The organism is Variovorax sp. 01T432, from assembly GCF_056398605.1.
On the sequence record NZ_JBFTPS010000002.1, the window covers coordinates 143,262 to 167,263 of the forward strand.

Below are 24,002 nucleotides of genomic sequence, written 5' to 3' on the forward strand. Positions count from 1 at the left end.
ATCGCCTCTAGGCGGCGCTTTCGTGCGGCGTGGTGGGCCTCGCCGAGACGGCGCCCCCGTGCTGCGTGGTGGGCCGCCCCGCCGCAACCCAGGCTTCCAGGCCGCCGGCCAGCGGCCGCGCGCGCTTCATGCCGCGTGCGGCGAGCGCGCGCGCGGCCAGCGCGGCCGATCCTTCGTTGGGGCAGTTGCAGTAGAGCACGATGTCTCGCTCCCGATCATCCCAGGGCAGCTGCGAGCGCCGCTGCTGGATCGTCGCGAGCGAGACGGGAAAGGCGCCCGGAATGCGCCGCGCGTCGAGCTCCAGGGCCGCCTCGCCCCGCACGTCGACGACGATGGGCGGCGGGTCGCCGCTCATCAGTTCGTGCAGTTCGTCGACGGTGATGCGCGGCATGTCGGTCAGTTGCCGGAAGGCCCGCCGCCGCCAGTAGCGCACGGCCAGCGTCAGCGCCAGCGCAAGCATCAGCACGACGGTGGCGACACCGCCGGCATTCGCCAGCGCATCGAGCACGGCCTGGATCTGCTCGCGAAAGAGCCAGCCCAGGCTCAGGAAGATGCCGGTCCACAACAGCGATGCGCCGGCCTCGAAGCTCAGGAAGCGCAACGAGGACATGCCCAGCGCGCCCGCCATCGGCGGCGCCACCACCGACACGCCCGGCACGAACTTCGCCGCCACGAGCGACATGCCGCCCCAGCGGGTGATCAACGATTCGCTGCTGCGCACGCAGGAGTCCGGCGAGATCGAGATCTTGCACAGCAGCCGCATGAAGCGGTAGCCGTACTTGCGCCCCGTGTAGAACCAGACGCTGTCGCCGAGGATATTGCCCACCACCGCGGCGAGGACCATGGTCAGGAGCAGCACGGGTTGCGCCACCGCGGCCAGCCCGCCGGCCACCACCAGCACGGGCGCCGCTGGAACCGGCAGCCCGACCCGGGCCGCGAAGGTGATGAGGAAGACCACGGCGAGCGCGTGGTCGACCATCAGGGTCATCAGCGCCTGCATGCGGCGCTCCCGGTGGGCGGCTGGCGCGGGATCGGGAAGAGGAGCATGGTGCGCGAACTCGGGCTGTGGGAACAGGCGCGAGCGTAGCGCGCGGGACGGGTCTTGTCCCCCCCGCGCACCGGAAACCCGGTCAGGCCAGGGACTTGGGCAGCCTGCCCTGCGACAGCGTCTGCACGCGCATGCGGTCGTATTCCGGCTTGGGCACCGGCACCGCGCGGGCGTCGCCGAGGTCGTTCATGTGCACCCTGTAGGTCTCGCGGGCGGTGAACGCGGCGATCGCCGCCACCACGGTCACGCCCAGCGTGATGGCGCCGATCAACATCGGGATGTTGGTCGCACCGGGGGGCGCCACCGCGACGAACAGCGCCGGCAGCATGGCGGTCACCAGCGTGCCGAGGTTCTGCGAGATGGCCATGCCCGAGACCCGGGTGCGGGTGGGGAACATCTCGGGGTAGAAGCTCGGGAACACGGCGTTGTAGCCCTGGTAGACCACGCCCCACATCAGCAGCGACATGACGATGGCCATGGGCACGTTGTGCACGCTGATGGCGTAGAGGTAGCCGAACGAGAGCAGGCCCGAGCCGACCGAGCCCACGATGATGGGAATCCTGCGGCCGATCCTGTCGGCGAGGTTGCCGACGAAGGGAATCACGATCACCGCCACGATGTTGCCCATCACCGGGATCCACAGGTAGACGTCCTTCTCGAAGCCGATGCCGTAGCCCGGCTGCACCGCGTAGGCCGCGCCGAAGATGGTGGTGACGACGGGAATGACATTCATGAGCGAGCAGCAGACCACGCGCAGCATGTCGCCCCAGCTTTCGGTGATGGCCTGGATGACCGGCGCCTTGGGCACCTGGCCGGCCTTGTCGACTTCCGCGAAGGCAGGCGTCTCGCTGACTTCGCGGCGGATGATGTAGCCCACGACGATGACGATGAAGCTCAGCAGGAAGGGAATGCGCCAGCCCCACGAATTGAACTGCTCCGCCGGCATGTAGTGCGCCAGCGGCAGGAACACGGCCGCCGCCAGGATCTGCCCGGCCTGCACGCCTTGCAGCGTGAAGCTGGCGAAGAAGCCGCGCCGGCCGAAGGGGGCGTGCTCGAGAATCATCGAGCTGGCGCCGGAGATCTCGCCGGCGACGGCGAAGCCCTGGATCAGGCGAAGGATCACGAGCAACGTCGGGGCCAGCAGGCCGACCTGATCGTAGGTCGGCAGCAAGCCGACGGCCACGGTCGAGAAGCCCATCAGGAACATGCACAGGATCAGCACGTGCTTGCGGCCATGGGTGTCGCCCCAATGGCCCAGGACGAAGGCGCCGATGGGACGCGCCACGTAGCCGACGCCGTAGGTCGCGAGCGAGGCGATGATCGCGATCTGCGGGTCACCCTTGGGAAAGAAGATCTGCGGGAAGATCAGCGCCGCCGCTGTGGCGTAGATGAAGAAGTCGTAGTACTCCAGTGCCGATCCGATCCAGCCGCTGGCCGTGGCCTTTCTGGACTGGTGCGTGCCTTGCGGCTCATGCGCGGTGATGCTTGACATTGTCTGTCTCCATGGGGTGATTGAAAGAACTCATTCCTGCGCCTGGGAGGCCATGCGCGCCGGTGCGTTGCTGGCGCCATACCCGTCGTACCGGCCCACGCGCTGCACGATCTCGAAGAAGATGCCGTGCTCGAAACTCTCGGTGTAGATGTGCAGGTATTCGCCCGCGGCCGAGCGGTCGAACAGCACGCCGGCCGCGCGCATGCGCGATAGCAGCGCGGCATCGATGTCCAGGCGCGTCGGCAGGTCGTCGTAGTAGTTGTCCGAGATCGGCACGAAGCGCGTGCCGTTGGCGCGCAGCCGGGCCACCGTCTCGAAGATGTCCTCGCATGCCAGCGCGATGTGATGGACCGCGCCGCCGCCGCTCTTGCGCACGGCGCGCGCGGTGCGGGTGCGCTGGCTCAGCGACACGTTGAGCACCAGCCGCACGCTGCGGTTCGCGCTGGCGACGCCGCGGCTGCGGATCAGGCCGAAAGGGTCCGCCAGTTCGAGGCTTTCGCCGGGCTCCAGGCCCAGCACGGCGCGCGAGAACAGCACCCAGGTGTCGAGCTGGTCGAGCGCAAGGCCGAGCGCCACGTGGTCGATCGACTGCAGGCCCGCGCCGCAGGTGTCGGCCGCGTCGTCGAGCACGAAATCCGCTTCGAAGAGGCCGCGGGCGCCGAGTTCCGAAGCCACGAAGTGAATGAGGTTGCCCCCGGGAGAGACCATCGCCGGCACCAGCATCTCGCCGGGGCCGACCGGGCTGTCGTGGCGCTGCGAACACATCGCGGTCGCCCGCTCGACGGCGGCCTTCGGGTCGGCGGCGCGCAGGCCCAGCGCGCAGACCGAGGTGCCATGCGCCGCGAAGCGCTCGTGGGCGAAGGAGCCGGGCTCGGCATTGACGATCAGGTGGATGCCGCCTTGCCGATACAGCACGACCGCCTTGGAACGATGCCGACCCACGCGCTGGAACCCGAGCTGCCGCAGCAGCGCGGCGAGCCGCTCGGCCGATGCCTCGTCGGCGGCGAACTCGATGAAGGAGAAGCCCGAGAGCGCCGGCACCGGCGGCGGGTCGAAGAGCGCGATGCTGTCGAGGACGCGCCGCGCCGGCGCGCCGGCCGCCCCGGCCTCGGCGCCCGCCAGACGGTCCCTGACCCGGCTCTCCAGGTACAGCAGCGAACGCATCGCATCGACGGCGGTGCGGCGATTCGGCGTCTCGCGGAACACGTCATTGAAGATCTCCAGCGACAGCGGGCCGCTGTAGCCGGCCAGCAGGGTCTTCTCGAAGAAGGTCTCGACGTCGAACTCGCCCTGCCCCGGGAAGGAGCGGTGATGGCGCGCCCACTGCAGCACATCCATGGCCATCAGGGGCGCATCGGCCATCTGCAGGAAGAAGATCTTGTCGCCCGGAATGTCGGCGATGCCCGCCGGATCGTCCTTGAGCGACAGCGTATGGAAGCTGTCGAGGATCAGGCCCAGGTGCGGGTGGTCGGCCCGGCGCACGATGTCCCAGGCCTGGCCGTAGCGCGAAGTGGCGCGGCCCCATGCCAGCGCCTCGAAACCCACGCGCAGGCCGCGGCGCATCGCACGCCCGGCGAGTTCGCGAAGCTGCGATGCGGCGAGCTCGGCGTCGTCGATGACCAGCGGCGATGTATTGGAGCAGCACAGCATCAGCGGCGCGCCCATCGCCTGCATCAGGTCGAACTTGCGCTCGGCGCGGTCCAGGCTGCGGCGGAACTGCGCCTCGGGCATGCCTTCGAAATCGCGGAAGGGCTGGTACAGGTCGATCGACAACCCGAGGTCGGCGGCGATGCGGCCCAGTTCGGAGGCCGTGCCGTTGAAGTTGATGAAGTCGCTCTCGAACACCTCGACGCCGTCGAAGCCGGCGGCCGAGATGGCCTCGAGCTTCTGGCGCAGGGTGCCGCTGAGGGACACGGTGGCGATGGAGCGATGCACGGCGCGGCCCTCAGCGGAGGTGGGTCCGCATGCCGCCGGCGCCGCGTGTGGCAACCGAGACGCTTCGTGGGGAATGTGCTGTGTTCATGCCATGGACTGTAGGAAGCCCCAGGGTTATCCACAACGCCGCGCGGTCTCTGCGCGATCGATGATCGATCGCGCGTGTTCATTGCGCGATCGTAATTGGGGTTAGACCTAGGACATGAGCGACGGCGCCGACATCGACCGCAAGCTCCTCATCGAGGGCCTGGGCAAGGGCCTGCGCGTGATCGAGGCGTTCTCGGAGGAGCGCACGCGGATGACGGCGACCGAAGCGGGCCAGCAGGCCGCCCTGACCCGCACCGCCGCGCGCCGCTACCTCATGAGCCTGGTGCAGTTCGGCTACGCCGCGACCGACGGCAAGTACTACTGGCTGCTGCCGCGCGTGCTCCGGCTGGGGCAGGCCTTCCTGGACGGTGCGCGCGTGCCGCGCATCGTGCAGCCCTACCTGCAGCGCGCTTCGATGCAGTGCGGCGAGACGCTCAACCTCGGCGCGCTGGACGGGCACGAGGTGGTCTACCTGGCCCGCAGCAACGCGCCGCGGATGGTGTCGATCGGCTTCCATCCGGGCGCGCGGGTGCCGGCCCACGTGGTTTCGCAGGGCTTCGTGCTGCTGTCGACCTTCGATGACGCGGCGCTGGACGCATGGATCGCCGCGCATGACTTCGTCACCTTCACCGGTTCCGCGCCGGTCGACGCGGTCCGGTTCCGCCAGGAGGTGGTGCTCGCCCGCGCGCTCGACCACTGGCAGGCGGACCAGCTCCTCAACTTCGGGCTGCGCGGACTGGCTGTCGCGCTGAAGGACCGCCGGGGCCGCTGCGGGTACGCGCTGAGCGTGACGGTGCAGCGGCAGATGTACCCGGATGATCAGCTGGTCGCGAAGCTGCTGCCGGTGTTGCGCGAGGTGGCGGAAGCGCTGCGGCCGATCATCTGAGGGCGGCCCGCCGCTCACTGGGCGCGAACCGTCACGCGTGCCGTCATGTACGGATGCACCGCGCAGACATAGTCGTACACGCCGGCCTTCGCGAAGCTGCGGCTGAAGCCCTGGCCCGGCAGCATCAGCGGCATGCCCGGCGCGCCGTCCTTGAAGGCGATGCCGTGCGGGGCGCCGTCGTCGTTGCTCCAGCGCACGGCCTCGCCGACAGCGACGGTGATTTGCGCGGGCTCGAAGGCGAAGTCCTTGATGGAGACCTTCGCGCCAGCCGTCGCCCCGTGCTGCACGGCCACCTTGCGCGGCGCGTTGCCGACGGCGATGGTGGCGGTCTGGCCGGCCGGATCGGCCAGGTCGACCACGCTGACATCGTTGGAACCCTCGTTGCTCACCATCGCCTTCCGGCCTCCCGGCAGGACGTCGACCCAGTGGGGCTGCTTGCCGACGGCGATGCTGCGGATGGGCGCGCGCGTCGCCGGGTCGAAGAGCATGAGCTCGCCGGGCCCCTGGACAACGACCACGCCGGCCGCGGTGCCGGGGAAATGATGGGCGATGTGCGGCGAGTTGCCGGTCGGGATCTGGCCGACGATCTTGTTCATCGCCGGGTCGAGCTCCTGCACCGCGCTCACGCCCGCCAGCGTGAAGTAGAGCGCCTTGCCGTCGGGGCCGAATTCGAGGTCGCGCGGCGTCTTCTCGAGCGCGATGTTCGCGGTGACGGCGCGCGTGGCGAGGTCGATCACCGTCAGCCCGAAGTGTCCCGGCTCCTGCGACGACACGTAGGCCTGCTTGCCGTTCGGCAGGATCGCGATGGTGTGCGGCTTGGGCACGGGCACCGTGGCGGCCACGGCCAGCGAGGCGGTGTCGACGATCGCCACGCGGTCCTCGCCGTTGACGGCCACCAGCAGCCAGCGGCCGTCGGGCGTGATCGCCAGGCCTTGCGGCCCCTTGCCGACCTCGATGGTGCGCGACACCTTGTCGCCGGCCGCGTCGATCACGCTGAGGCTCGATGCGCCGGAGCCGCTGACGAACACCTGCGCATCGTTGCGGGCGACGACGATGCCGTCGGGCCCCGCGGCGACCGGCACCGTCGCCACGACGCGCTGCGCGGCGGTGTCGATCACGCTGACGGTGTTGTCCTTGAAATTCCCGACATAGGCCTTGGGGCCCGCGGCAAGGGCCGAGGTGGCCAGCGAGAGCGCCGCGAAGGCGGACGCAAGGATCGAAAGCGGCTTCATGGGTGAACTCCTCTGGGGCGGTGGAAGGAACAGAATCGACCTCTCGCATGACGGCCCGCCGCCGCCGCCTATTCCCGATGGCCCCGAAGACCCTGCCCGCGGCGGTGCCTTGGAATAAAACGACGCGCCCGGCCGTCATGCACGGAAGGACTCCGTTGAACGACCGCATCCGCCGATTCGAAGCCGCGGCCCTGCCGCACCTGCCCGCCGCGTACAACCTCGCGCGCTGGCTGCTGCGCGACGACCGGGAGGCGGAGGACGCGGTGCAGGAGGCGTACCTGCGCGCCTTCCGTTTCCACGACGAGCTGCGCGGCGAGAGCGCGCGGCCGTGGCTGCTGGGCATCGTGCGCAACGCCTGCTACGACTGCATGCGCCAGCACCGCCACCTGGCCGACCAGGTCGAGTTCGACGAGCTGCGCGACAGCCATGTCGACGGCCCCGGCATCGCGCAGCAGGCCGAGCACGGCGGCGATCCCGCGGCGCTGTGGGAGCAGCGCACGCGCGGGCGGCGCGTCAACGCGGCGATCGAGGCGCTGGCGCCGGCCTTTCGCGAGGTGATCGTGCTGCGCGAGCTGGAAGAGATGTCCTACGAGGACATCGCGCGGGTCGCCGGGATTCCGATCGGCACGGTGATGTCGCGTCTGTCGCGCGCGCGGGCCCTGCTGCGCGACGCCTTGCGAACGGAGGCCCCGCAGGCGAAACCGGAAAGGGGACGAGATGCCAATGGCTGAAGACGACGAGCTCGGCGCGCTGATCCGGCGCGAGGCCGCGCGGCATGCGCCGCCGCCGGCGCTGGGCTCGCGCATCCAGGGCGCGCTGCGCGCGGCCGGGGCGAAGGCCGAGACGCCGCCGCGGGCGCAAGGGCCGCGGCAAGGCGCACCATGGCGCTGGCTCCAGGCCCTCGCGCTGTTCGGCGCCGGTGCCGCCACCGCGTGGGGCCTGGCGCTGAGCCTGCTGGTGGCGCCGGCGCAGGACGTGATGAGCGAGGCCGTCACGGCCAGCCACGTGCGCTCGCTCATGGGCTCGCATCTGGCCGACGTCGCCTCGTCGGATCGCCACACCGTCAAGCCATGGTTCGCCGGCAAGCTCGATTTCTCGCCGCCGGTGATCGACCTCGCCGACGAGGGCATGCCCCTAACCGGCGGCCGGCTCGACTACCTCGACGGGCGGCCGGTCGCCGCGCTGGTCTACGCCAGCGGGCCACACGTCATCAACCTGTTCGTGTGGCCGGGTCCGGGCGCCGACACGGCACCCGAATCCGGCACGCGGCGCGGCTACAACCTGGAACACTGGCAGCAGGCCGGCATGCGGCTGTGGGCGGTCTCGGACCTGAATGCCAGGGAGCTGGCGACCTTCACCCAGCGCGTGCGCGAACAGTTGGCGGCGGCCGACGCGAGGCCCTAGAGATCCAGCACCAGCGGACCGCGCGCGCAGCGCGAGACGCAGATCATCATGCTCTTGCCGGCCGCGCGCTCGGCCTTGGTGAGGATGCTGTCGTGATGCTCGACCTCACCCGAGATCACCCTGGTTTCGCAGGCGCCGCAGACGCCTTCCCTGCAGCTGTGGTCGGCGTCGATGCCGGCCTCGAGCAGGGTGTCGAGAATGGACTGGCCAGGCGCGACCGTGAGCGTGCGGCCGCTGCGGCGCAATTCGACCACGCAGGCCCCTTGCCCTTGCGGCGCCGGCGGCACGGGCGCGGCGGCGAAGCGTTCCACGTGCGCATGGACGTAGCCCAGCGTCTCGCAGGCGCGCTCGAACGCGGCAAGCATCGGCGCCGGGCCGCAGCTGTAGAAATGCGCGGCGGCCGGCCGCCCGCGCAGCCATTGCATCAGATCGGGCGGCGCGCCTGCCTCGTCGTCGAAATGCCAGTGGACATGGATCCGGTCGCCCGCCAGCGCCTCGATCTCGCCGACAAAGGCGGCCTCCGCGCGCGAGCGGGCGCAGTAGTAGAAATCCACCGGCCGGCCGAGCGAGGCGAGCCGCCGCAGCATGGCAAGCAAGGGCGTGACGCCGATGCCGCCGGCCACCAGCACGCTGGCCTCGGCCTCTTCGCGGAGGCGGAAATTGTTGCGCGGCGCCGAGATCGGCAGCGTGCTGCCCACGCGCAGCTGCTGATGCACATAGCGCGAGCCGCCGCGGCTCTGGCGGTCCTGCTGCACCGCGACCACGTAGCGATGCCGCTCGTCGACCGGGTTGATCAGCGAGTAGCTGCGCACCATGCCGTTGGGCAGGTGCAGGTCGATGTGCGAGCCGGCCTCGAAGGCGGGCAGCTCGGCCGCGTCGCCCCGCGGGCGCAATTCGACGCTGATGACGCCAGGCGCCTCGTGGCGCAGGGTATGGACCCGTGCGTCGATGGTGGACATGGACATCGGCCCCCGGGCTACATGATGGACAGCCCGCCATCCACCATCAGCGTCGCGCCGGTGATGAAGGAGGCTTCGTCCGACGCGAACCACAGGATGGGCCGGGCGATTTCGTCGGGCGCGGCCCAGCGGCCCAGCAGCGAGGTGGTCTGCCGTTCGCCCTTGAGCGCCTCGGCGCTCTTGCCGGCCTTGTCGGCCTTGGCGACGTGGAAGTCCGTGAGGGTGGAGCCGGGGCAGACGGCGTTGACGCGAATGCCGTGCCCGGCCTCCTCGAAAGCCAGGGTGCGCGTCATCGCCAGTTGCGCGGCCTTGGTCGCGTCGTAGAGGCCCATGCCCTTGCGGCCCGTCACCGCATAGCAGGACGAGACGTTGACGATGCTGCCGCGCCCGGAGCGCCGCAGCGCCGGCAGGGCGGCCCGGCAATAGTTCGAGCTGCCGATCAGGTTCACGCCGACCATGGCCTGCCATTCGGCCGGCTGCGCGTCGGCGAGCGCCGTGTAGTTGCGCATCGCGGCGTTGTTGACCAGCACGTCCAGGCCGCCGAAGGCCGCGAGCGCCTGCTCGACCGCCCTCGCCGCCTGGGCCGCATCGGCCACGTCGGCGGCGTAGGCCGCCACGCGCGCACCGGGCACCTGGCGGCGCACGTTGTCGAGCGTTCTTTCGAGCGCCGCCGCGTCGGCATCGACCAGCGTCACGGCGGCGCCTTCGGCGCAGAACAGCAGCGCCGTCGCCGCGCCGATTCCCGCGCCGCCGCCCGTAATGAGCGCGGCCTTGTTCGAGAGTCGTGTCATCGCGTTCAGTCCGCCTTGGCGCCGGTCGCCTTGATCACCTTGCCCCAGCGCGGGATCTCGGCCTTGATCCAGGCGCCGAACTCGGCCGGCGAGCTCGCCACGACTTCGAACTCCATGCCTTCGAGCTTTTCCTTCACGTCGGGCATGTGCAGGATCTTCACGATCTCCTTGTTGTAGCGGTCGATGATGGTCTTCGGCGTGCCGGCCGGGGCGAGAAAGCCGATCCACGAAGTGGCGACGAAATCCGGGTAGCCCGATTCCGCCAGCGTGGGCACGTCGGGCGTGCTGGGGAAGCGCTTCTGGCCGGAGGTGGCGATCATCCGCAGGCGCCCGTCCTTGACGAACTGCTGCACATTGCCCGGCACCATGAAGGCCGCCTGCACCTGGCCCGAGACCAGGTCGGTCAGGGCCGGCGCGGCGCCGCGGTAGGGAACGTGCGTGGCATCGAAATGCGCGGCCGACTTGAACATCTCCATCGTCAGGTGCGAGGCGCTGCCCATCGCCACCGAGGCATAGGACAGCTGGCCCTTGTGCGACTTGGCCCAGGCGACGAACTCCTTGGGCGTCTTGACCGGCAGGCTCGGCGTGACCACCAGGTACTGCGGCGAGTTGACCGCCAGCGTGATGGGCATCAGGTCCTTCACCGGGTCGAAGGGCATCTTGTCGAACAGCGTCGGGTTGATGGCGATCGGGCCGTTGTAGCCGACCAGCAGCGTGAGCCCGTCCGGCGGCGACTTGGCGACGAAATCGGCGCCGATGTTGCCGCCCGCGCCCGGCCTGTTCTCGACGATCACCGGCTGGCCGATGAGGTCTCCCAGCTTGGCGGCGACGATGCGCGCGAGCGTGTCGTTGGTGCTGCCGGTGATCGGCACGATGATGCGCACCGGCTTGGTCGGCGACCACTCCTGTGCGGCGGCGGCGGCGCTCAGCGCCAGGCCGACGGTCACGGCCGCGAGGGCCTTGAAGAAAGCGTTCATGTGGGGCCTCTTGTGGTGGATCTCAGATCGAATAGACCGGTTGATTCTTGCCGTCCGCGAGGTGCGCCTTGGCCCATTCGGTCGGGTCGAGCTCGCGCGCCAGCAGCACGCCCGCCGCGCGCACATGCTGCATGGCCGCGTCGAGCGCCGGCGGCTCGATGCCTTCGGCGAGGCCGAGCGCGGCTTCGTGAAGCATGCGGCGCGCCATGACGATCGCCTTGTCGGTGGGCAGCAGCCTTTCGGCCTCGTGATCCTGGATCGGGCCCATGCTCTCCTGGAGCGAGGCGTCCTGCATCGAGAAGCCGAAGACGCCGCTGTAGGCGCGCTTTTCCTGCTGGGCGCGGCGGTCGATCAGGTAGTCGTTGTCCTTGTTGGACTTGGGGCGGAAGCTCCCTTCCTCGTACTCGACGTGAATGCCCTTGCCCAGTTCCATGTCGCGGCGCTCCTCGGCCGACAGCGGCTTGTCGGGGTGGAAGTTGATGCTCCATGCCCAGCAGTTGTGGTCGTCGATCGGCACCCACACGTGGCCGCCCAGCGCATGCTCGCCGAAGGGCGGGATCAGCGTGAACCACGGGAACAGCCATTGCGTGACGCGCCAGTAGTAGGAGTCGGGCTCGCCGTTGCGCCGTCCGAACAGCGTGAGGCCGAAGGGGTTCTTCTCGATGTCGAAGATGACGTTGCCGTCGGCCTTGATGTAGTCGTTGGCCTTGGTGCCCTGGTGCATCGGGTCGATGTCGACCTCGTAGCGGTGCACGTAGGACACATGGCTGGTGTCGATGCCGCCCTCCATGGCCTGGAGGTAGTTGCTTTCCTGCAGCCGCTTGGAGACGAAGATGTGGCTCGCCGGCAGGTTGCACCACTCGACGCCGGGTGGCGCGGGCTGCTTGTCGGCCGGGCCCATGTAGGCCCAGACCAGGCCGGCGCGCTCGATGCAGGGGTAGGCGGTGATGGCCATGCGCGCGCAGGCCTGCGGCGCCGAAGGCACATCCACGCACTGGCCGTCGCGGTTGAACTTGAGGCCGTGGTAGGCGCAGCGGATGCCGTTTTCCTCGTTGCGCCCGAAATAGAGCGACACGCCGCGGTGCGAGCAGAACTCGCTGATCAGGCCCGGACGGCCCTCGGTGTCTCGAAATGCGAGCAGCTTCTCGCCCAGGATCTTCACACGCACCTGCGGCCCGTCGGGCTCGGCGATCTCGCTGGATTGCAGGATCGGCACCCAGTAGCGGCGCATGAGGTTGCCCATGGGTGTCCCGGGGCCGGTTCGAACCAGCGTTTCAGCCATTTCCTTGTTCATTCGTGGGTACCTCTTTCCTTGATGAAGATCAATGATTGTCCGTCTGATGAGACTAGTATCCATCCAGTGGACTATTAAAGTCAAGGGTCGATTCGCCCGCGCATACCATTCGGGGCGTCAATGCCCAAAGAAACAGAAGAGGGAATCCCGTGGCCGAGAATGAAAAGTCGAGCGAGAAGTTGAATGACAGCGTGCGCGCCGTGGACCGGGCGCTGGAGATCCTGCTGGCCTTCACCCCGACCGACCACGAGCTGTCGGCCGGCGAACTCCTCAAGCGCGTCGACCTGAGCCGGCCCACGCTCTACCGGCTGCTCTACACGCTGGAGCAGAGCGGCTTCGTCATCTCCGTGGGTGAACCGCAGCGCTTTCGCCTGGGGCCGTCCGTGGCGCGGCTGGCGCACGTCTGGACTTCGACGCAGGACATCGGCGCCCTCGCCCAGCCCATCATGCAGCGGCTTCGCGAACAGACCGGCGAGACGGTGGCGCTGTTCGTGCCGCAGGGCATGTATCGCGTCTGCGTGGCGGAACTGCCGAGCAACCAGCCGCTGAGCTTCAAGCGCGGCGTCGGCTACTCCGAGCGCATCGTCGTGGGCGCCAGCGGGCGCGCGATCCTCGCGCACACCGTGCTCGGCGAGGGCGAGCTGGAAGCCTACGCGGCGGACACGAAGGTGGACCTGAGCACCTATCCGAAGGAACTCGAATCGATCCGCAAGCGCGGCTACGCGACCAGCCGCGACGAACTGCTGCAGGGTGCCGTCGCCATCGCGGCGCCTTACTTCAACGGCGCGGGCGAGGTCGCGGGTTCGATCGCGGTGTTCGGCCCGAGCGCGCGGGTGCACGCGGCGGAAGTCGAGACCATCGGCAAGCTGCTGGTGGTGGAGGCGCGCGCGCTGTCGAAGGCCCTTGGAAGCCCTTAGGGCCGCCTCGCCACCTGCTTGCGCCGGCGGTGAAACAGCAGGTGGCGGCCGATGGCGCGGAAGAGGACGGCGAAGCCGCCGATGAAGCGGCTGGCCGGCGAAGGCGCGAACACCGGCCGCGGATCCACCTGCCCCAACCTGGCCGGCAGCAGCGCCAGCGGCTCGTCGGCTTCGGATGGATGCATGCGGAAGCTGCGCGACGCGGCATTGACCTCGAAGCTTCGCCGCTGGCCCGCGCTGTCCGTCATGGTGACTTCGACGACCCCCGGACGCGGGAAGGCGAAGGCACTGGATGCGCCGTAGTTGGTCTCGCTCACCAGAACTTCCTCGCCCGGCACGCGGACGATCTGGATGGTGGTCCAGACACCCGAGCGCTCGTCTTCGACATGGTCGAGCTCCACACGGATGCTGCCGTCCAGCGACAGGGCTGTCGTCAGCTCGTCGCCCTCCTCGAAGACCACGCAGCCGGCAGCCCGCAGGCGCTCGATGATGCGCTTGCGCCGGGCATGCGCCCAGGGCGGCGTCTTCGCCATCCAGTGCTCCGGCGCCGGCACCATGACCTGCGGGGGCTCCTCCATCGACCTGCAATCGAAGGCAATGGAACCCTCATTGCCGTCTTCATAGACCATGAAGCCGGGCCTGGCGGGGCGGATGCTGAAGGATTCGGCGGGCATGTGTCGAAATCCCGATCGTGCGCGATGCGGCGCCCTTGCGCCAGTTCCCGGAAGGCCTATGAATGAAGCTCTACTTCGGTGAGGGCGTGGTCGCGGGCGCCGCCGCGCCTCAGTTCCCCAATGCCTCGATCGTGAAGTCGAGCAGGCCGCGCAGCCGCGGCAGGCGCCGCAGGTCACGGTGAAAGCCGACCCACACTTCCCGCGAGGGGGGCGCGGCTTCGAGATCGAGCCGGACGACGCCGGGCAGCCGGTCGCCGAGCGCGCATGGCAGCACCGCCCATCCGCTGCCGGCCGCGCAGAACGCCGCCTGCACTTCGCGGTTGTTGCTGCGCAGTCCGACGTGCGCATTGGGAAACCGGCTTCGCAGCCACTCCACGTCGGGCAGGCCTTCGAAGGCGGTGTCCATGGTGATGAGCGTCGCGCCCGCCCCGTCACCCGCGGCGGGCCTGGGCAAATGTGACGCGCCATACACCGCATAGGAGATGCGCATCAGGCGCCGCTGCACAACCTCGGCATCGTCGAACGGCCGGATCCGGAAGACCAGGTCGGCTTCCCGCCGCGCGAGGCTGAAGAGGCGCGAATCGGTGACCAGTTCGATGCAGACCCTGGGGTGTGCCTCCTGGAAGCGCGAGAAGACGGGGGCGAGAATATGCACGCCGAACCACTCCGAGGAGGACACGCGCAGCAGCCCGCCGAGCTGCACCTCCTGCCCGGCCAGGCGCCGCTCGAAGCTCAGCGCCTCTTCCTCCATGCGCTCCGCGTGCGCCAGCACCAGCGCGCCTTCGTCCGTCAGGACGAAGCCTTCGGAGCCTCGCTGGAACAAGGCCTGACCGAGCGACGCCTCGAAGGCGCGCACGCGCCGGCCGATGGTCGGCTGCGTCTGGCCCAGCGCCCGTGCCGCGGCCCCGAGGGAACCCAGGCGCGCAACCGCCAGGAAGACCTTGACGTTGTCCCAATCCATGGCCGAAGCATACATAAATGCATGAGAGCCATGCGCATTCGGGACTTCTCATGCAATTCCGTTAGGAGAACACTGGAGGCCTCACAACCGATCAGGAGTTTCGAATGTCCTCAGCCCACCCCATGCGCGCGCTCATGGTCGAACATGCCGGCGCCCCGTTTTCGGATGCCCTCCTCCCCCGGCCTGTCGCGGGCGCCGGCCAGGTGCTGGTCCGCATCGTCGCCAGCGGCGTCAATCCGCTCGACACCAAGATCCGCGCCGGCGCCGCCGCCCATGCGCGGCAGCCGCTGCCGGCAGTCCTTGGAATCGACATGGCGGGCATCGTCGTCGGCACCGGCGCCGGCGTCGAGCACTTCCGCGTCGGCGACGAGGTGTACGGCATGGTCGGAGGCATCGGCGGGCTGCAAGGCACGCTGGCCGAATACGCGGCGGTCGATGCGGACCTCATTGCGCTGAAGCCCCAGAACCTGAGCATGCGCGAAGCCGCCGCGCTCCCCCTGGCCATCATCACGGCGTGGGAAGGGCTCGTGGACCACGCGCGCGTCGGCCCCGGCCAGAAAGTGCTGGTGCAGGGCGGCGCGGGCGGTGTCGGACACATCGCGGTTCAACTCGCGCGCGCACGAGGCGCTCAGGCCTATGCCACCGTCAACGCACGGCAGGCCGAGCTGGTCGAGCGCTACGGCGCGACCGCCATCGACTACGAGAAGTATTCGGTGGAAGACTATGTGAAGCACTTCACCGACGGCATCGGCTTCGACGTTGCGTACGACACGGTGGGCGGTGCCACCCTGGATGCCTCATTCGCCGCCGTGCGCAACTACACGGGCCACGTGCTCAGCATCCTGGGCTGGGGCACCCACAAGCTGGCGCCGCTTTCCTTCCGCGCCGCCACCTACTCAGGCGTCTTCACCCTGCTTCCCATCCTCACCGGCGCGGGCAGAGCGCACCACGGCGAGATCCTGAGGGAGGCGGCCAGGCTCGCCGAGGCCGGCCTTCTGCTGCCGCGCGTGGACGCGTGCCGGTTCACGCTCGACAGCGCCCTGCAGGCGCACGAACGGGTCGCGCAGGGCAAGGCCGAGGGGAAGGTCGTGGTGGATGTGGCCGAGGCGCAGGCATCCGGCGCGGCATAGCCGGCCCGCGAGCCGACGGCTCAGTCCTTGACTTCGACCAGGTCGTCGCCCGCGAGGAGCTTGCGCAATCCCGCGACCGCGGGCATGGCATCCGAAACCCGCCAGACCAGCGAGGTCACGATGGCGCGACTCAGCGATGGCACCGCATGCGCGCCGACTTGCTCCGAAGCGAGTGTGGCGAGCAGCGATTCAGGGACTGCGGCGAAACCCGATCCGGCCGCGACGCAGGCCACGATGGCGTGGTAGGAGCTCAACTCCATCACCCTCACGGTGGCGAGTTGGCGATCGCCCAGCCAGCGCTCGAGCATGCGCCGATAGGCACATCCCCGGGGAAAGGCGATGACCGATTGCCCTTGCAGCTGCCGCGGCCGTGTGAGCGACGCATGTCCCAGCGCGGTGATGAGCACCAATCGCTCGTCGAAGGCCGGCACGGATGCGAAGCGCGCGGACTTCGGCGGCTCCGCGACGAAGGCGGCATCGATGCTTCTGTCGGCGAGCGCGGCCGTCAACGCGTCGTTCGTCCCGGTCGTGAGTTCCACGCGGACATTGGGATATTCGACATGGAAGCGCGCGAGGATGCCGGGAAGCCGGGTCGCCGCGGTGCTCTCCATCGAACCCAGGCGCAAGGTGCCTCGCAGCGGCGTTGCGCTGACCGCGCCCTTGGCCTCCTCCGCCAGCTGAAGCAGCCTGTCCGCGTAGCTCAGGAGCGTGTGGCCGCCGGGCGTCAGATGAAGCTGACGGCCATCGCGCGAAAAGAGCTCCACCGACAACGAGGCCTCCAGCTGTTTCACGCGCTGCGTCACATTCGACGGAACCCGGTGCAGCTTGCGCGCGGCGCGAACGATGCCGCCCTGCTCCACGACGGCCTTGAAGATCTGAAGATCCGACAGTTCCACGGTATTCGACACCTTGCGATCGAGGATTCCTCATCGAGGACGGATGAGGGTTTTGATTCACCAAAAGAGAATCAATGGTTCATTTTAATTAACTTTGAAGAATGAGCTCCCAATCCTAAGATGAGTCACCGACGAAGTGCAAGAATCGGCCGCAAGCGGCGCCGGCGCCGCTGAATCGCTTCGTCGAGTTCAAGGAGCACCGCATGACGCCAATCACATCCCTGTTCGGAACCGAATACCCCTTGATACAGGCACCGATGGCGGGTGTGCAGGACGCCGCGCTCGCGATCGCCGTGTCGAACGCGGGCGGTCTCGGCTCCCTGCCCTGCGCGACCCTCACGGCCCCGATGCTTCGCGAACAACTCGTGGCGATCCGCGGCGCCACCCGCAAGCCGATCAACGTCAATTTCTTCAGCCACGTGCCGCCCGCGGGCCTGGACAGCGAGCGCCAGCGCCGATGGCATGCCGCCCTGGCGCCCTTCTATGCGGAGCTGGGCCTGGACCCGGCCGCGATTCCCTCCGGCCCTGGCCGCCTGCCCTTCAGCGAGGAAGCGGCCGAGGTGCTCGAGGCGTTTCCGCCCGCCGTGGTGAGCTTCCATTTCGGCCTGCCGTCGGAAGCGCTGCTGGCGCGCGTGCGAAGGCTCGGCGCGAAGATCATCTCGTCGGCCACAACGGTCGAGGAGGCCATCTGGCTGGAACAGCGCGGCGTCGACGCGATCATTGCCCAGGGCCTCGAGGCCGGCGGCCACAGGGGCATGTTCCTGAGCAGCGATGTGAACACGCAGATCGGAACGTTCGCGTTGATCCCGCAGATCCGCGATGCGGTCAAGGTGCCGGTCATCGCCGCCGGTGGCATCGCCGACGAACACGGCATCGAGGCTGCCCTGGCGCTCGGCGCCAGCGCGGTCCAGCTCGGCACCGCCTATCTGCTGTGCCCGGAATCGACAACCAGCGCCATGCATCGCGCGGCCTTGAAGAGCCCTCGCGCGAAGCACACGGCGCTGACGAATCTGTTCACCGGCGCGCCTGCGCGCGGCATCCTGAATCGCTTCATGGAAGCGCTGGGCCCGATGAGCGACCAGCCTCCCCCCTTCCCGCTCGGCGCGGCGGGCGTCGGGCCCCTGCGCGCCGAAGCCGAGCGGCGGGGCAGCGATGCGTTCACGCCCATGTGGGCCGGACAAAATGCCTCCCACCTGCGCGAGGCCCCCGCCGCTCAGATCACCCGGGAACTCGGCGCGGCGATGCTCGGATTCGCGGCATCGTCCGAACCACCTGGCGGCGCGACAACGAGGTCCTGATTCGAAGCACCCGCGTCGCGTGCGCGGGATCCAAGCCGGCGATTCGATGTCCCGGCGAGCGCCGGCGGCGAAGCGCGAATCGGCGAGGCCCATGCCCAGGGGCCGACATTCCTGAACGCGCCTGATGGAGCTCATTGGAGCAGGCGATCGAGTTCCCGCATTTCGGCCTTGTTCATCTTGGATGTGGATGTGCCAGAGCCGGCCCGGCACCTGACCGGAGGTCGCCAGGCGTGAGCGCCGGGGCCAGGCCGCGCCAGGTCTTCAAACGCCTACTTGCCGGCCGGCGCGCGCCCGCGCTCGGCTTGCCGGGTCAGCAGCCAGATGCCGGCGATCACGCAGGCGGTGCCCGCCGCGATCCAGGGCGTGAATGGTTCGCCCAGCCATAGCGTGCCCATGAAGATCGTGCTGACCGGCCCGATCATGCCGGTCTGCGCCGCCACCGTCGCGCCGACGCGCTCGATCGCGACCATCAGCATCAGCACCGGCGCCACCGTGCAGGCGGTCGCATTGATCAGCGACAGCAAGATCACCGCCGGATCCACGATCGCCGCCGACAGGGGGCGCAGGGCCAGGAACTGCGCGATGCACAGGATGCAGGCCACGGTCGAGGCCAGGCCGGTCAGGCGCAGGGACCCGAGTCGCTTGACCTCCTCGCCGCTGAAGACCAGGTAGAGGGAATAGCTGACGGCGCTCGCGAAGACCAGCAGGGAGCCGAGCAGGACATGCGAGCCCGACAGGCTCAGTTCGTGGCCGAAGACGAGCGCCGCGCCCGCATAGCTGACCGCCAGCGACACCAGTTGTCCGCGAGAGACCGCGCGCTTGAAGAGGACGCGACCGAGGATCAGCACCAGCGTCGGATTCAGGTAGAGCACCAGCCTCTCGAGGCCGGCGCTGACATAGGCGAGTCCCGCGAAATCGAGGAAGCTGGCCAGGTAGTAGCCGCAGAAGCCGAGCGCGACGACGACTCGCCAGTCGCGCCAGGTCAGCGCTGGCCGTCCGCGCCCCGACCACCATGCGAGCCCGACGAACAGCGGGAGCGCGAACAGCATGCGGTACATGATCAGCGATACCGCGTCGACGCCGTGGCGGTAGGCGAGCTTGATGATGATCGCCTTGCCGGCGAAGGCGATCGAGCCGGCGGCGGCGAGCAGCAGGCCCTGCCATTCCCTGGCGGAACGCACCATCGGCGACGCGGCAGCGGGCACCAGGGGCTGCGCGGAAGAGAGGTCTGAGTCAGTCATGAGAAGTCGAACGTGAAATGCGGTCCCAGGCCGCGCGCTCCTCGGCGCGCTCCATCGACGCGTTGTGCAACAGCTGGAGCGCGTCGCTGCCCAGCACCAGGTGCCGTGGCGGCGATGCGGATTCGATGAGCGCGAGCAGGGCCTGCGCGGCACGCGCCGGATCCCCCGCCTGGCGGCCGCTGGCCTGCTGCCTGCGCCGGCGGATCGGATCGAAGACGGCGTCGTAGTCCGCGATCGAGCGCGCCGTCCGCACCATTGAGCGGCCGGCCCAGTCCGTGCGGAAGGAGCCGGGCGCGACGGCCGTCACCCGGATCCCGAAGCCGCTCACTTCCTTGTCCAGCGACTCGGAGATGCCTTCGAGCGCGAACTTGCTGCCGGCGTAGTAGCTCACGCCGGGCAGCCCGACCCGCCCGGCCATCGAGGTGATGTTGATGATGCGGCCGTGGCGGCGCGCGCGCATTCCGGGCAGGACGGCCTTCATCATCGACACGGCGCCGAACACGTTCACCTCGAACTGGCGCTGGAGTTCATCGAGAGGCGATTCCTCGACCGTGCCTTCGTGGCCGTAGCCCGCGTTGTTGACGAGCACGTCGATCGGTCCGAAGTTGCGCTCGAGCGCGGTGACGGCCGGCGCGGCCCTGTCGAAATCGGCGACATCGAGGACGAGCGCCCGGGCATGCGCCGCATGCAGCGCCTCGAACTTCGCGGCATCGGCGCCGTTGCGCACGGTGCCGGCCACGCCGTGGCCCGCGGCCAGTGCCGCCTCGGCGAACGCCCGGCCCAGGCCGGAGCTCACGCCGGTGATCAGGATTCGTCGCATGTGAGTGCTCCAGGTCTTTTCATGGGATCGAGGGATAGTCCAGCGCGTCGCGATACGCGAAGAGCGCCGGCGTGCCGCCCGTCATGAGGAAGAGGATGTTCCGCTGCGGCGGCAACTTGCCGCGGCGCGCCTGGCACAGGAGCCCGGCGAAGGCCTTGGCCGAATACACCGGGTCCAGCAGCAAGCCTTCGCGCGTGGCGAGAAATCGGATCGCGCCGAGGGCTTCGCGCGTGACCCGTCCGTAGCCGGGTCCACGGTGGCTGTCGTCGACCACGACGTGGTCTCCGCGGATCTCGCCGTCGCCCTCCAGGAGGGCGAAGCACTCGCGGGCGAGCGCGAGCGTGGCCGCATGCGCAGCCGCGGCATCCGCCAGCACGGAGAAGCCATGCACGACGGCGCGCCGATCGAGCAGCGCGAAACCGGCAATGAGTCCGGCCTGGGTGCCTGCGCTGCCGTTGGCCACGATGACGCGATCGAAGCGAATGCCGAGGGCATGCTCCTGGTCCGCGATCTCGAGCGCGCACTCGGCGTAGCCCAGGCTCGCCAGCGGCGAGCTGGCGCCGGGAGGCAGCACGTAGCCCTGCCCTCCATGGGCCTCGAGCGTCGCCAGCCGCTCCGCGCAGAAGCCGGCGGCGGCAGCGGCGTCGGGCAGCGAATGGATCGTGGCTCCGAAGAGGCCGGCCAGCAGCGCATTGCCGCCCTGCGCGTACTCGGCGCCGTCGTCCGCGGCGAGCGGGCGCAGTCCGAGTTCGCAGCGCAGGCCGAGGCGCGCGGCAGCGGCCGCGGCCAGCCGCGCGCTGTTCGACTGGCGCGGGCCGGTGGCGATGACGGTGTCCGCGCCCTGCGCGAGCGCATCGCCGAGCAGGAATTCGAGCTTGCGCAGCTTGCTGCCGCCGCCGCCCAGCCCGGTCAGGTCATCGCGCTTGACGAACAGGCGAGCGCCGTTCAACGCGGGGGCGAGCGCCGCCTCGACCCGGCTCAACCGCTGGATCGGCGTCGGCCCTTCGAGCAGCCGGGCTCGGGGATGGCGATCGAAACGGGTCGCGGCGGTCATGCGCGCACCTCACTTCGATGCGCGGGCACGGATGACGGTCGTCGTCTCGCCCGCGACGCCCCAGTTGTCCGTGTCGACCTCGTCGATGACGATGTGGGTCAGCTCGGGCTGCTTGCCGAGGACGCGCTGCAGGGTCTCGGTCATCTCGGCGATGACCTGGGCCTTCTGCGCGACGGTGACGCCATCGCGCGTGATGCGAACGTTGACGTAAGGCATGTGTGTCTCCCCGCTGCTCAGCAGCTGCCCGCGCTGCCGCCGCCATCGACGGGCAGGACGATGCCATTGGTGAAGTGGGCGCCGGCCAGGTAGAGCACGGCGTCTGCGATCTCCTCGATCGTGCCGAGCCGGCGAGCCGGTTGCAGCGTCTTGAGGAACTCGTGGGTCTCGGGCGTATGCAGAGGGCTGTCGATGATCCCCGGCGCGACCGCGTTGACGCGGATGCCGTGCGGCGCCAGTTCCAGCGCGAGGGCTCGCGTCGCCGCATTCAGTCCGCCCTTGAGCAGCACCGCCAGGAAGGCCGTCACGTTGCTGCGCGGCTGCATCGCGAGCGAGGCGGTGATGTTGAGGATCTGCCCCTCGCCGCGCGGGATCATCCGGCGTGCCGCTTCCTGCGAGGCGAAGACGACGCCCTTCACGTTGGTCGCGATCTGCTGCTCGATCTCCTCCGCCGTGAACTCGATGAAGGGCTTGGGCAGGAAGATGCCGGCGTTGTTGACCAGCAGGTCGACGTGGCCGAAGTGGCCGACCGCGTCATCCAGCAGCCGCTTCGCGGTGATGGGCTCGGCAATGTCGCCGACCACGCCGAAGAAGCGCGCCCCGGCATCCAGCCGCGCGGCGGCCTCGTCGAGTCGAGCGCGGGTTCGCGCGTTGCCCACCACGCTCCAGCCGCGTGCGAGCAGTGCCTTGGAGATGCCCAGGCCGATCCCGCTGGAGGCCCCGGTGACGACGGCGATCTTGCGTTGTGTGTTCATGATGACCGCGCCTGCTTTCTCAGAATTCCTGCACCGTCGGGCGGATGACGATCTCGTTGATGTCGACGTCGTCCGGCTGCTCGATCGCGTAGGCAATGGCGCGCGCGACCGCATCGGCGGAGATCTGGTTCGCCTCGTAGAAGGCCTTCACGCCGGCCGCGGTGTCGGCGTCGGAAGTGGTGTGCTTGAGTTCGCTGTCGATGGCGCCGGGCGAGATGATCGTGCTGCGGATGCCGGCGGAAGCCTCGGCGCGCAGACCTTCGGAGATGGCGCGCACGGCGAACTTGGTGGCGCTGTAGACGGTGCCGATCGGCGCGAAGACCTTGAAGCCGGCAACAGAGGAGAGATTGATCACGTGGCCGCGGCCGCGCTCGCGCATGCCCGGCAGCACGGCGGCGATGCCGTAGAGCACGCCCTTGATGTTGACGTCGATCATGCGGTCCCACTCGTCGACCTTGAGCTTGTCGAGCGACGCGAGCGGCATGATGCCGGCGTTGTTGACGAGCACGTCGATGCGGCCGAAGTCGCGCAGCGCGGCGGCGGCGATCGCATCGACGTCGGCGCGGCGCGAGACGTCGGCGGCGACGGTCGTGACCAGCGCGCCGCTCTGGCGCAGTTCTGCGGCGATCTCGTCGAGGCGCTCCTTGCGGCGCGCGGCCAGCACGAGCTTGGCGCCCCGCTGCGCCAGCAGGCGCGCCGTCGCCTCGCCAAGGCCGCTGCTCGCGCCGGTGATGATGACGACCTTGTTCCTGATGTTGTCCTGCACGCTCATGGTCCATTCCTTTCCAGGTTCTGCGGCGCCTGCCGGATGCGGCGCCGTCTGGAAGGAAATGTAGAGTCGTGCAGTCTCCGAGTGAATAGCCGTCCCCCGGCAGACACTCTTCCTTTGATCGATCGAATTCGCGCGCTCGCTAGCTGCCGCGCGCCGCCTTGGCGGTCTCGTTGCAGGCCTGGGCCAAGGCCTCGAAGCCTTCGCGCAACCGGGGCAATGCGAAGTCGACGAAGGCCCGGACCTTCGGAACGGCAAGGCGGCCGTGCGGCGAGACCAGGTGCACCGGCAGGGGCGCATGCTCGTCCTCGGCGAGGATGATCTTCAGCGTGCCGTCGGCCACCGCGTCGGCCAGGTGGTACGAGAACATGCGCACCACGCCGCGCCCCTGCACCGCGGACGTGACGGCGGCGCGGATGCTGTTGACGATGAAGCGCGGGGTGAACTGCACCGTTCGCGGGATCGTCGAGCCGTCGCTCGGCGGAAAGCTCCACGAGTCGATGCCGAAGTGCGTCATCGCGATGATCTGGTGCTCGGCAAGGTCGGCGGGTTGCGCGATGCGCTTGTGGCGCGCGAGGTAGCGCGGCGAGGCCGCCACGACCCGCCGCACGTCGCCGACGCGCAGGGCGACCAGCGTGGAGTCCGCGAGATGGGCGATGCGCAGCGCCACGTCGATGCCTTCCTCGATGAGGTTGGCGGGACGGTCGAGCATGTCAAGCCGCACGGACACGGCGGGATACTTGTCCATGAACGCGTCGAGCACGGGGCGCAGCAGCGTCTCGCCCGCGGCGACCGGCGCCGTGATCGTCAGCATGCCGCGCGGCGCCGATCGCTCGCCGGCGGCGGCCATGTCGGCTTCCTCGAGGTCGGTGAGGATCCGGCGGCACGCGACGGCATAGCGCTCGCCAGCCTCGCTGAGCTTGATCGACCGCGTCGTGCGATGCAACAGTTCCGTGCCGACGTGAGACTCGAGAAAGGCGATGGCGCGGCTGACGGCTGCGGGCGACTTGCCGAGCTTGCGTCCCGCGCCGGCCAGGCTGCCCTCGTTGAGTGCCGCCACGAACACCTTCATCGCATCGATCCGATCCAAGACTCTTCCCCAGAGTGAAACACTGAATGCCGGAGCATAGGCATTCATTCGAGGCCCGGCAATTCGTAGCATGGGG

24 protein-coding genes are annotated in these 24,002 nt (G+C 69.2%); 6 read left to right on the forward strand and 18 right to left on the reverse strand.

The features are described from left to right. Window positions 1–7 precede the first annotated feature (7 nt). The 3 genes from AC1DNF_RS02330 to AC1DNF_RS02340 form a co-directional block, all read right to left on the reverse strand. A complete protein-coding gene (locus tag AC1DNF_RS02330; RefSeq protein ID WP_478146925.1) occupies window positions 8–1,000 on the reverse strand; it encodes a rhodanese-like domain-containing protein in 993 nt (330 codons plus the stop codon). A 130-nt stretch (window positions 1,001–1,130) separates the two neighbouring features. Further along, a complete protein-coding gene (locus tag AC1DNF_RS02335) occupies window positions 1,131–2,540 on the reverse strand; it encodes an MFS transporter (RefSeq protein WP_478146926.1) in 1,410 nt (469 codons plus the stop codon). 30 nt (window positions 2,541–2,570) lie between these two features. After that, window positions 2,571–4,475, reverse strand: coding sequence for a bifunctional sugar phosphate isomerase/epimerase/4-hydroxyphenylpyruvate dioxygenase family protein (locus tag AC1DNF_RS02340; RefSeq protein WP_478146927.1), 1,905 nt, complete (start codon window positions 4,473–4,475; stop codon window positions 2,571–2,573). A gap of 202 nt (window positions 4,476–4,677) precedes the next feature. On the opposite strand from AC1DNF_RS02340, the gene AC1DNF_RS02345 reads away from it, so the two are divergent. Continuing rightward, complete coding sequence (locus AC1DNF_RS02345; RefSeq protein WP_478146928.1) at window positions 4,678–5,448, forward strand: IclR family transcriptional regulator domain-containing protein; 771 nt, start codon at window positions 4,678–4,680, stop codon at window positions 5,446–5,448. A gap of 14 nt (window positions 5,449–5,462) precedes the next feature. Here AC1DNF_RS02345 and AC1DNF_RS02350 read toward each other — a convergent pair whose 3' ends face one another. Beyond that, the gene (locus AC1DNF_RS02350; protein ID WP_478146929.1) at window positions 5,463–6,680 is read right to left on the reverse strand and encodes a YVTN family beta-propeller repeat protein; all 1,218 of its coding nucleotides are present in this window, start codon (window positions 6,678–6,680) and stop codon (window positions 5,463–5,465) included. Window positions 6,681–6,835: 155 nt separating this feature from the next. Between AC1DNF_RS02350 and AC1DNF_RS02355 the strand changes: the two genes are divergently transcribed. Together AC1DNF_RS02355 and AC1DNF_RS02360 are read left to right on the forward strand one after the other, a co-directional pair. Further along, window positions 6,836–7,411, forward strand: coding sequence for a sigma-70 family RNA polymerase sigma factor (locus AC1DNF_RS02355; RefSeq protein WP_478146930.1), 576 nt, complete (start codon window positions 6,836–6,838; stop codon window positions 7,409–7,411). Further along, the gene (locus AC1DNF_RS02360; RefSeq protein WP_478146931.1) at window positions 7,398–8,084 is read left to right on the forward strand and encodes an anti-sigma factor family protein; all 687 of its coding nucleotides are present in this window, start codon (window positions 7,398–7,400) and stop codon (window positions 8,082–8,084) included. The genes AC1DNF_RS02355 and AC1DNF_RS02360 overlap by 14 nt, the downstream gene beginning before the upstream one ends. On the opposite strand, the gene AC1DNF_RS02365 is transcribed toward AC1DNF_RS02360, so the two are convergent. From AC1DNF_RS02365 to AC1DNF_RS02380, 4 genes are read right to left on the reverse strand one after another with little or no spacing between them, the layout of a single operon-like run. Further along, window positions 8,081–9,049: a PDR/VanB family oxidoreductase gene (locus AC1DNF_RS02365; protein WP_478146932.1), complete on the reverse strand. Its 969-nt coding sequence runs from the start codon at window positions 9,047–9,049 to the stop codon at window positions 8,081–8,083. The two genes, AC1DNF_RS02360 and AC1DNF_RS02365, sit on opposite strands and share 4 nt — an antisense overlap. An 11-nt stretch (window positions 9,050–9,060) precedes the next feature. Continuing rightward, the gene (locus AC1DNF_RS02370; RefSeq protein WP_478146933.1) at window positions 9,061–9,834 is read right to left on the reverse strand and encodes an SDR family NAD(P)-dependent oxidoreductase; all 774 of its coding nucleotides are present in this window, start codon (window positions 9,832–9,834) and stop codon (window positions 9,061–9,063) included. 5 nt (window positions 9,835–9,839) lie between these two features. Beyond that, window positions 9,840–10,811 (reverse strand): Bug family tripartite tricarboxylate transporter substrate binding protein, encoded by a 972-nt coding sequence (locus AC1DNF_RS02375; protein ID WP_478146934.1) that lies wholly within the window; start codon window positions 10,809–10,811, stop codon window positions 9,840–9,842. Between the two features lie 22 nt (window positions 10,812–10,833). Then, window positions 10,834–12,105 (reverse strand): Rieske 2Fe-2S domain-containing protein, encoded by a 1,272-nt coding sequence (locus tag AC1DNF_RS02380; RefSeq protein WP_478146935.1) that lies wholly within the window; start codon window positions 12,103–12,105, stop codon window positions 10,834–10,836. A gap of 149 nt (window positions 12,106–12,254) precedes the next feature. Between AC1DNF_RS02380 and AC1DNF_RS02385 the strand changes: the two genes are divergently transcribed. Further along, window positions 12,255–13,022: an IclR family transcriptional regulator gene (locus AC1DNF_RS02385; RefSeq protein WP_478146936.1), complete on the forward strand. Its 768-nt coding sequence runs from the start codon at window positions 12,255–12,257 to the stop codon at window positions 13,020–13,022. Here the strand turns inward: AC1DNF_RS02385 and AC1DNF_RS02390 are convergent. Both AC1DNF_RS02390 and AC1DNF_RS02395 read right to left on the reverse strand, forming a co-directional pair. Then, window positions 13,019–13,696, reverse strand: coding sequence for a hypothetical protein (locus AC1DNF_RS02390; protein ID WP_478146937.1), 678 nt, complete (start codon window positions 13,694–13,696; stop codon window positions 13,019–13,021). The two genes, AC1DNF_RS02385 and AC1DNF_RS02390, sit on opposite strands and share 4 nt — an antisense overlap. A gap of 109 nt (window positions 13,697–13,805) precedes the next feature. Beyond that, the gene (locus AC1DNF_RS02395; protein ID WP_478146938.1) at window positions 13,806–14,657 is read right to left on the reverse strand and encodes a LysR family transcriptional regulator; all 852 of its coding nucleotides are present in this window, start codon (window positions 14,655–14,657) and stop codon (window positions 13,806–13,808) included. A gap of 104 nt (window positions 14,658–14,761) precedes the next feature. Between AC1DNF_RS02395 and AC1DNF_RS02400 the strand changes: the two genes are divergently transcribed. Then, complete coding sequence (locus AC1DNF_RS02400) at window positions 14,762–15,787, forward strand: zinc-dependent alcohol dehydrogenase family protein (RefSeq protein WP_478146939.1); 1,026 nt, start codon at window positions 14,762–14,764, stop codon at window positions 15,785–15,787. 20 nt (window positions 15,788–15,807) lie between these two features. Here AC1DNF_RS02400 and AC1DNF_RS02405 read toward each other — a convergent pair whose 3' ends face one another. After that, a complete protein-coding gene (locus AC1DNF_RS02405; RefSeq protein ID WP_478146940.1) occupies window positions 15,808–16,683 on the reverse strand; it encodes a LysR substrate-binding domain-containing protein in 876 nt (291 codons plus the stop codon). A 203-nt stretch (window positions 16,684–16,886) separates the two neighbouring features. Between AC1DNF_RS02405 and AC1DNF_RS02410 the strand changes: the two genes are divergently transcribed. Further along, window positions 16,887–17,981 (forward strand): NAD(P)H-dependent flavin oxidoreductase, encoded by a 1,095-nt coding sequence (locus tag AC1DNF_RS02410; protein ID WP_478146941.1) that lies wholly within the window; start codon window positions 16,887–16,889, stop codon window positions 17,979–17,981. Window positions 17,982–18,250: 269 nt separating this feature from the next. Here AC1DNF_RS02410 and AC1DNF_RS02415 read toward each other — a convergent pair whose 3' ends face one another. The 7 genes from AC1DNF_RS02415 to AC1DNF_RS02445 all read right to left on the reverse strand — a co-directional run bounded on the left by AC1DNF_RS02415 (window position 18,251) and on the right by AC1DNF_RS02445 (window position 23,926). After that, window positions 18,251–19,222, reverse strand: coding sequence for a DMT family transporter (locus AC1DNF_RS02415; RefSeq protein WP_478146942.1), 972 nt, complete (start codon window positions 19,220–19,222; stop codon window positions 18,251–18,253). Further along, a complete protein-coding gene (locus tag AC1DNF_RS02420) occupies window positions 19,215–20,042 on the reverse strand; it encodes an oxidoreductase (RefSeq protein ID WP_478146943.1) in 828 nt (275 codons plus the stop codon). Before AC1DNF_RS02420 ends, AC1DNF_RS02415 begins: the two co-directional genes overlap by 8 nt. 19 nt (window positions 20,043–20,061) lie before the next feature. Further along, a complete protein-coding gene (locus tag AC1DNF_RS02425; RefSeq protein WP_478146944.1) occupies window positions 20,062–21,096 on the reverse strand; it encodes a pyridoxal-phosphate dependent enzyme in 1,035 nt (344 codons plus the stop codon). Window positions 21,097–21,105: 9 nt separating this feature from the next. Beyond that, window positions 21,106–21,312, reverse strand: coding sequence for a tautomerase family protein (locus AC1DNF_RS02430; protein WP_478146945.1), 207 nt, complete (start codon window positions 21,310–21,312; stop codon window positions 21,106–21,108). A gap of 17 nt (window positions 21,313–21,329) precedes the next feature. After that, window positions 21,330–22,067, reverse strand: a complete 738-nt coding sequence (locus tag AC1DNF_RS02435; protein WP_478146946.1) for an SDR family NAD(P)-dependent oxidoreductase — start codon at window positions 22,065–22,067, stop codon at window positions 21,330–21,332. 19 nt (window positions 22,068–22,086) lie between these two features. Then, the gene (locus AC1DNF_RS02440) at window positions 22,087–22,839 is read right to left on the reverse strand and encodes an SDR family oxidoreductase (protein ID WP_478146947.1); all 753 of its coding nucleotides are present in this window, start codon (window positions 22,837–22,839) and stop codon (window positions 22,087–22,089) included. A gap of 139 nt (window positions 22,840–22,978) precedes the next feature. After that, window positions 22,979–23,926, reverse strand: coding sequence for a LysR family transcriptional regulator (locus AC1DNF_RS02445; RefSeq protein ID WP_478146948.1), 948 nt, complete (start codon window positions 23,924–23,926; stop codon window positions 22,979–22,981). Between the last annotated feature and the right edge of the window lie 76 nt (window positions 23,927–24,002).

Excerpts from the sequence above, each read along its gene's own strand:
- AC1DNF_RS02345 (WP_478146928.1), top strand. The coding sequence starts at position 4,678 with ATGAGCGACGGCGCCGACATCGACCGCAAGCTCCTCATCGAGGGCCTG.
- AC1DNF_RS02365 (WP_478146932.1), bottom strand. The coding sequence starts at position 9,049 with ATGTCCATGTCCACCATCGACGCACGGGTCCATACCCTGCGCCACGAG.
- AC1DNF_RS02440 (WP_478146947.1), bottom strand. The coding sequence starts at position 22,839 with ATGAGCGTGCAGGACAACATCAGGAACAAGGTCGTCATCATCACCGGC.
- AC1DNF_RS02330 (WP_478146925.1), bottom strand. The coding sequence starts at position 1,000 with ATGCAGGCGCTGATGACCCTGATGGTCGACCACGCGCTCGCCGTGGTC.
- AC1DNF_RS02420 (WP_478146943.1), bottom strand. The coding sequence starts at position 20,042 with ATGCGACGAATCCTGATCACCGGCGTGAGCTCCGGCCTGGGCCGGGCG.
- AC1DNF_RS02395 (WP_478146938.1), bottom strand. The coding sequence starts at position 14,657 with ATGGATTGGGACAACGTCAAGGTCTTCCTGGCGGTTGCGCGCCTGGGT.
- AC1DNF_RS02370 (WP_478146933.1), bottom strand. The coding sequence starts at position 9,834 with ATGACACGACTCTCGAACAAGGCCGCGCTCATTACGGGCGGCGGCGCG.
- AC1DNF_RS02430 (WP_478146945.1), bottom strand. The coding sequence starts at position 21,312 with ATGCCTTACGTCAACGTTCGCATCACGCGCGATGGCGTCACCGTCGCG.
- AC1DNF_RS02375 (WP_478146934.1), bottom strand. The coding sequence starts at position 10,811 with ATGAACGCTTTCTTCAAGGCCCTCGCGGCCGTGACCGTCGGCCTGGCG.
- AC1DNF_RS02335 (WP_478146926.1), bottom strand. The coding sequence starts at position 2,540 with ATGTCAAGCATCACCGCGCATGAGCCGCAAGGCACGCACCAGTCCAGA.
- AC1DNF_RS02360 (WP_478146931.1), top strand. The coding sequence starts at position 7,398 with ATGCCAATGGCTGAAGACGACGAGCTCGGCGCGCTGATCCGGCGCGAG.
- AC1DNF_RS02410 (WP_478146941.1), top strand. The coding sequence starts at position 16,887 with ATGACGCCAATCACATCCCTGTTCGGAACCGAATACCCCTTGATACAG.
- AC1DNF_RS02415 (WP_478146942.1), bottom strand. The coding sequence starts at position 19,222 with ATGACTGACTCAGACCTCTCTTCCGCGCAGCCCCTGGTGCCCGCTGCC.
- AC1DNF_RS02435 (WP_478146946.1), bottom strand. The coding sequence starts at position 22,067 with ATGAACACACAACGCAAGATCGCCGTCGTCACCGGGGCCTCCAGCGGG.
- AC1DNF_RS02390 (WP_478146937.1), bottom strand. The coding sequence starts at position 13,696 with ATGCCCGCCGAATCCTTCAGCATCCGCCCCGCCAGGCCCGGCTTCATG.
- AC1DNF_RS02400 (WP_478146939.1), top strand. The coding sequence starts at position 14,762 with ATGTCCTCAGCCCACCCCATGCGCGCGCTCATGGTCGAACATGCCGGC.
- AC1DNF_RS02425 (WP_478146944.1), bottom strand. The coding sequence starts at position 21,096 with ATGACCGCCGCGACCCGTTTCGATCGCCATCCCCGAGCCCGGCTGCTC.
- AC1DNF_RS02350 (WP_478146929.1), bottom strand. The coding sequence starts at position 6,680 with ATGAAGCCGCTTTCGATCCTTGCGTCCGCCTTCGCGGCGCTCTCGCTG.
- AC1DNF_RS02380 (WP_478146935.1), bottom strand. The coding sequence starts at position 12,105 with ATGAACAAGGAAATGGCTGAAACGCTGGTTCGAACCGGCCCCGGGACA.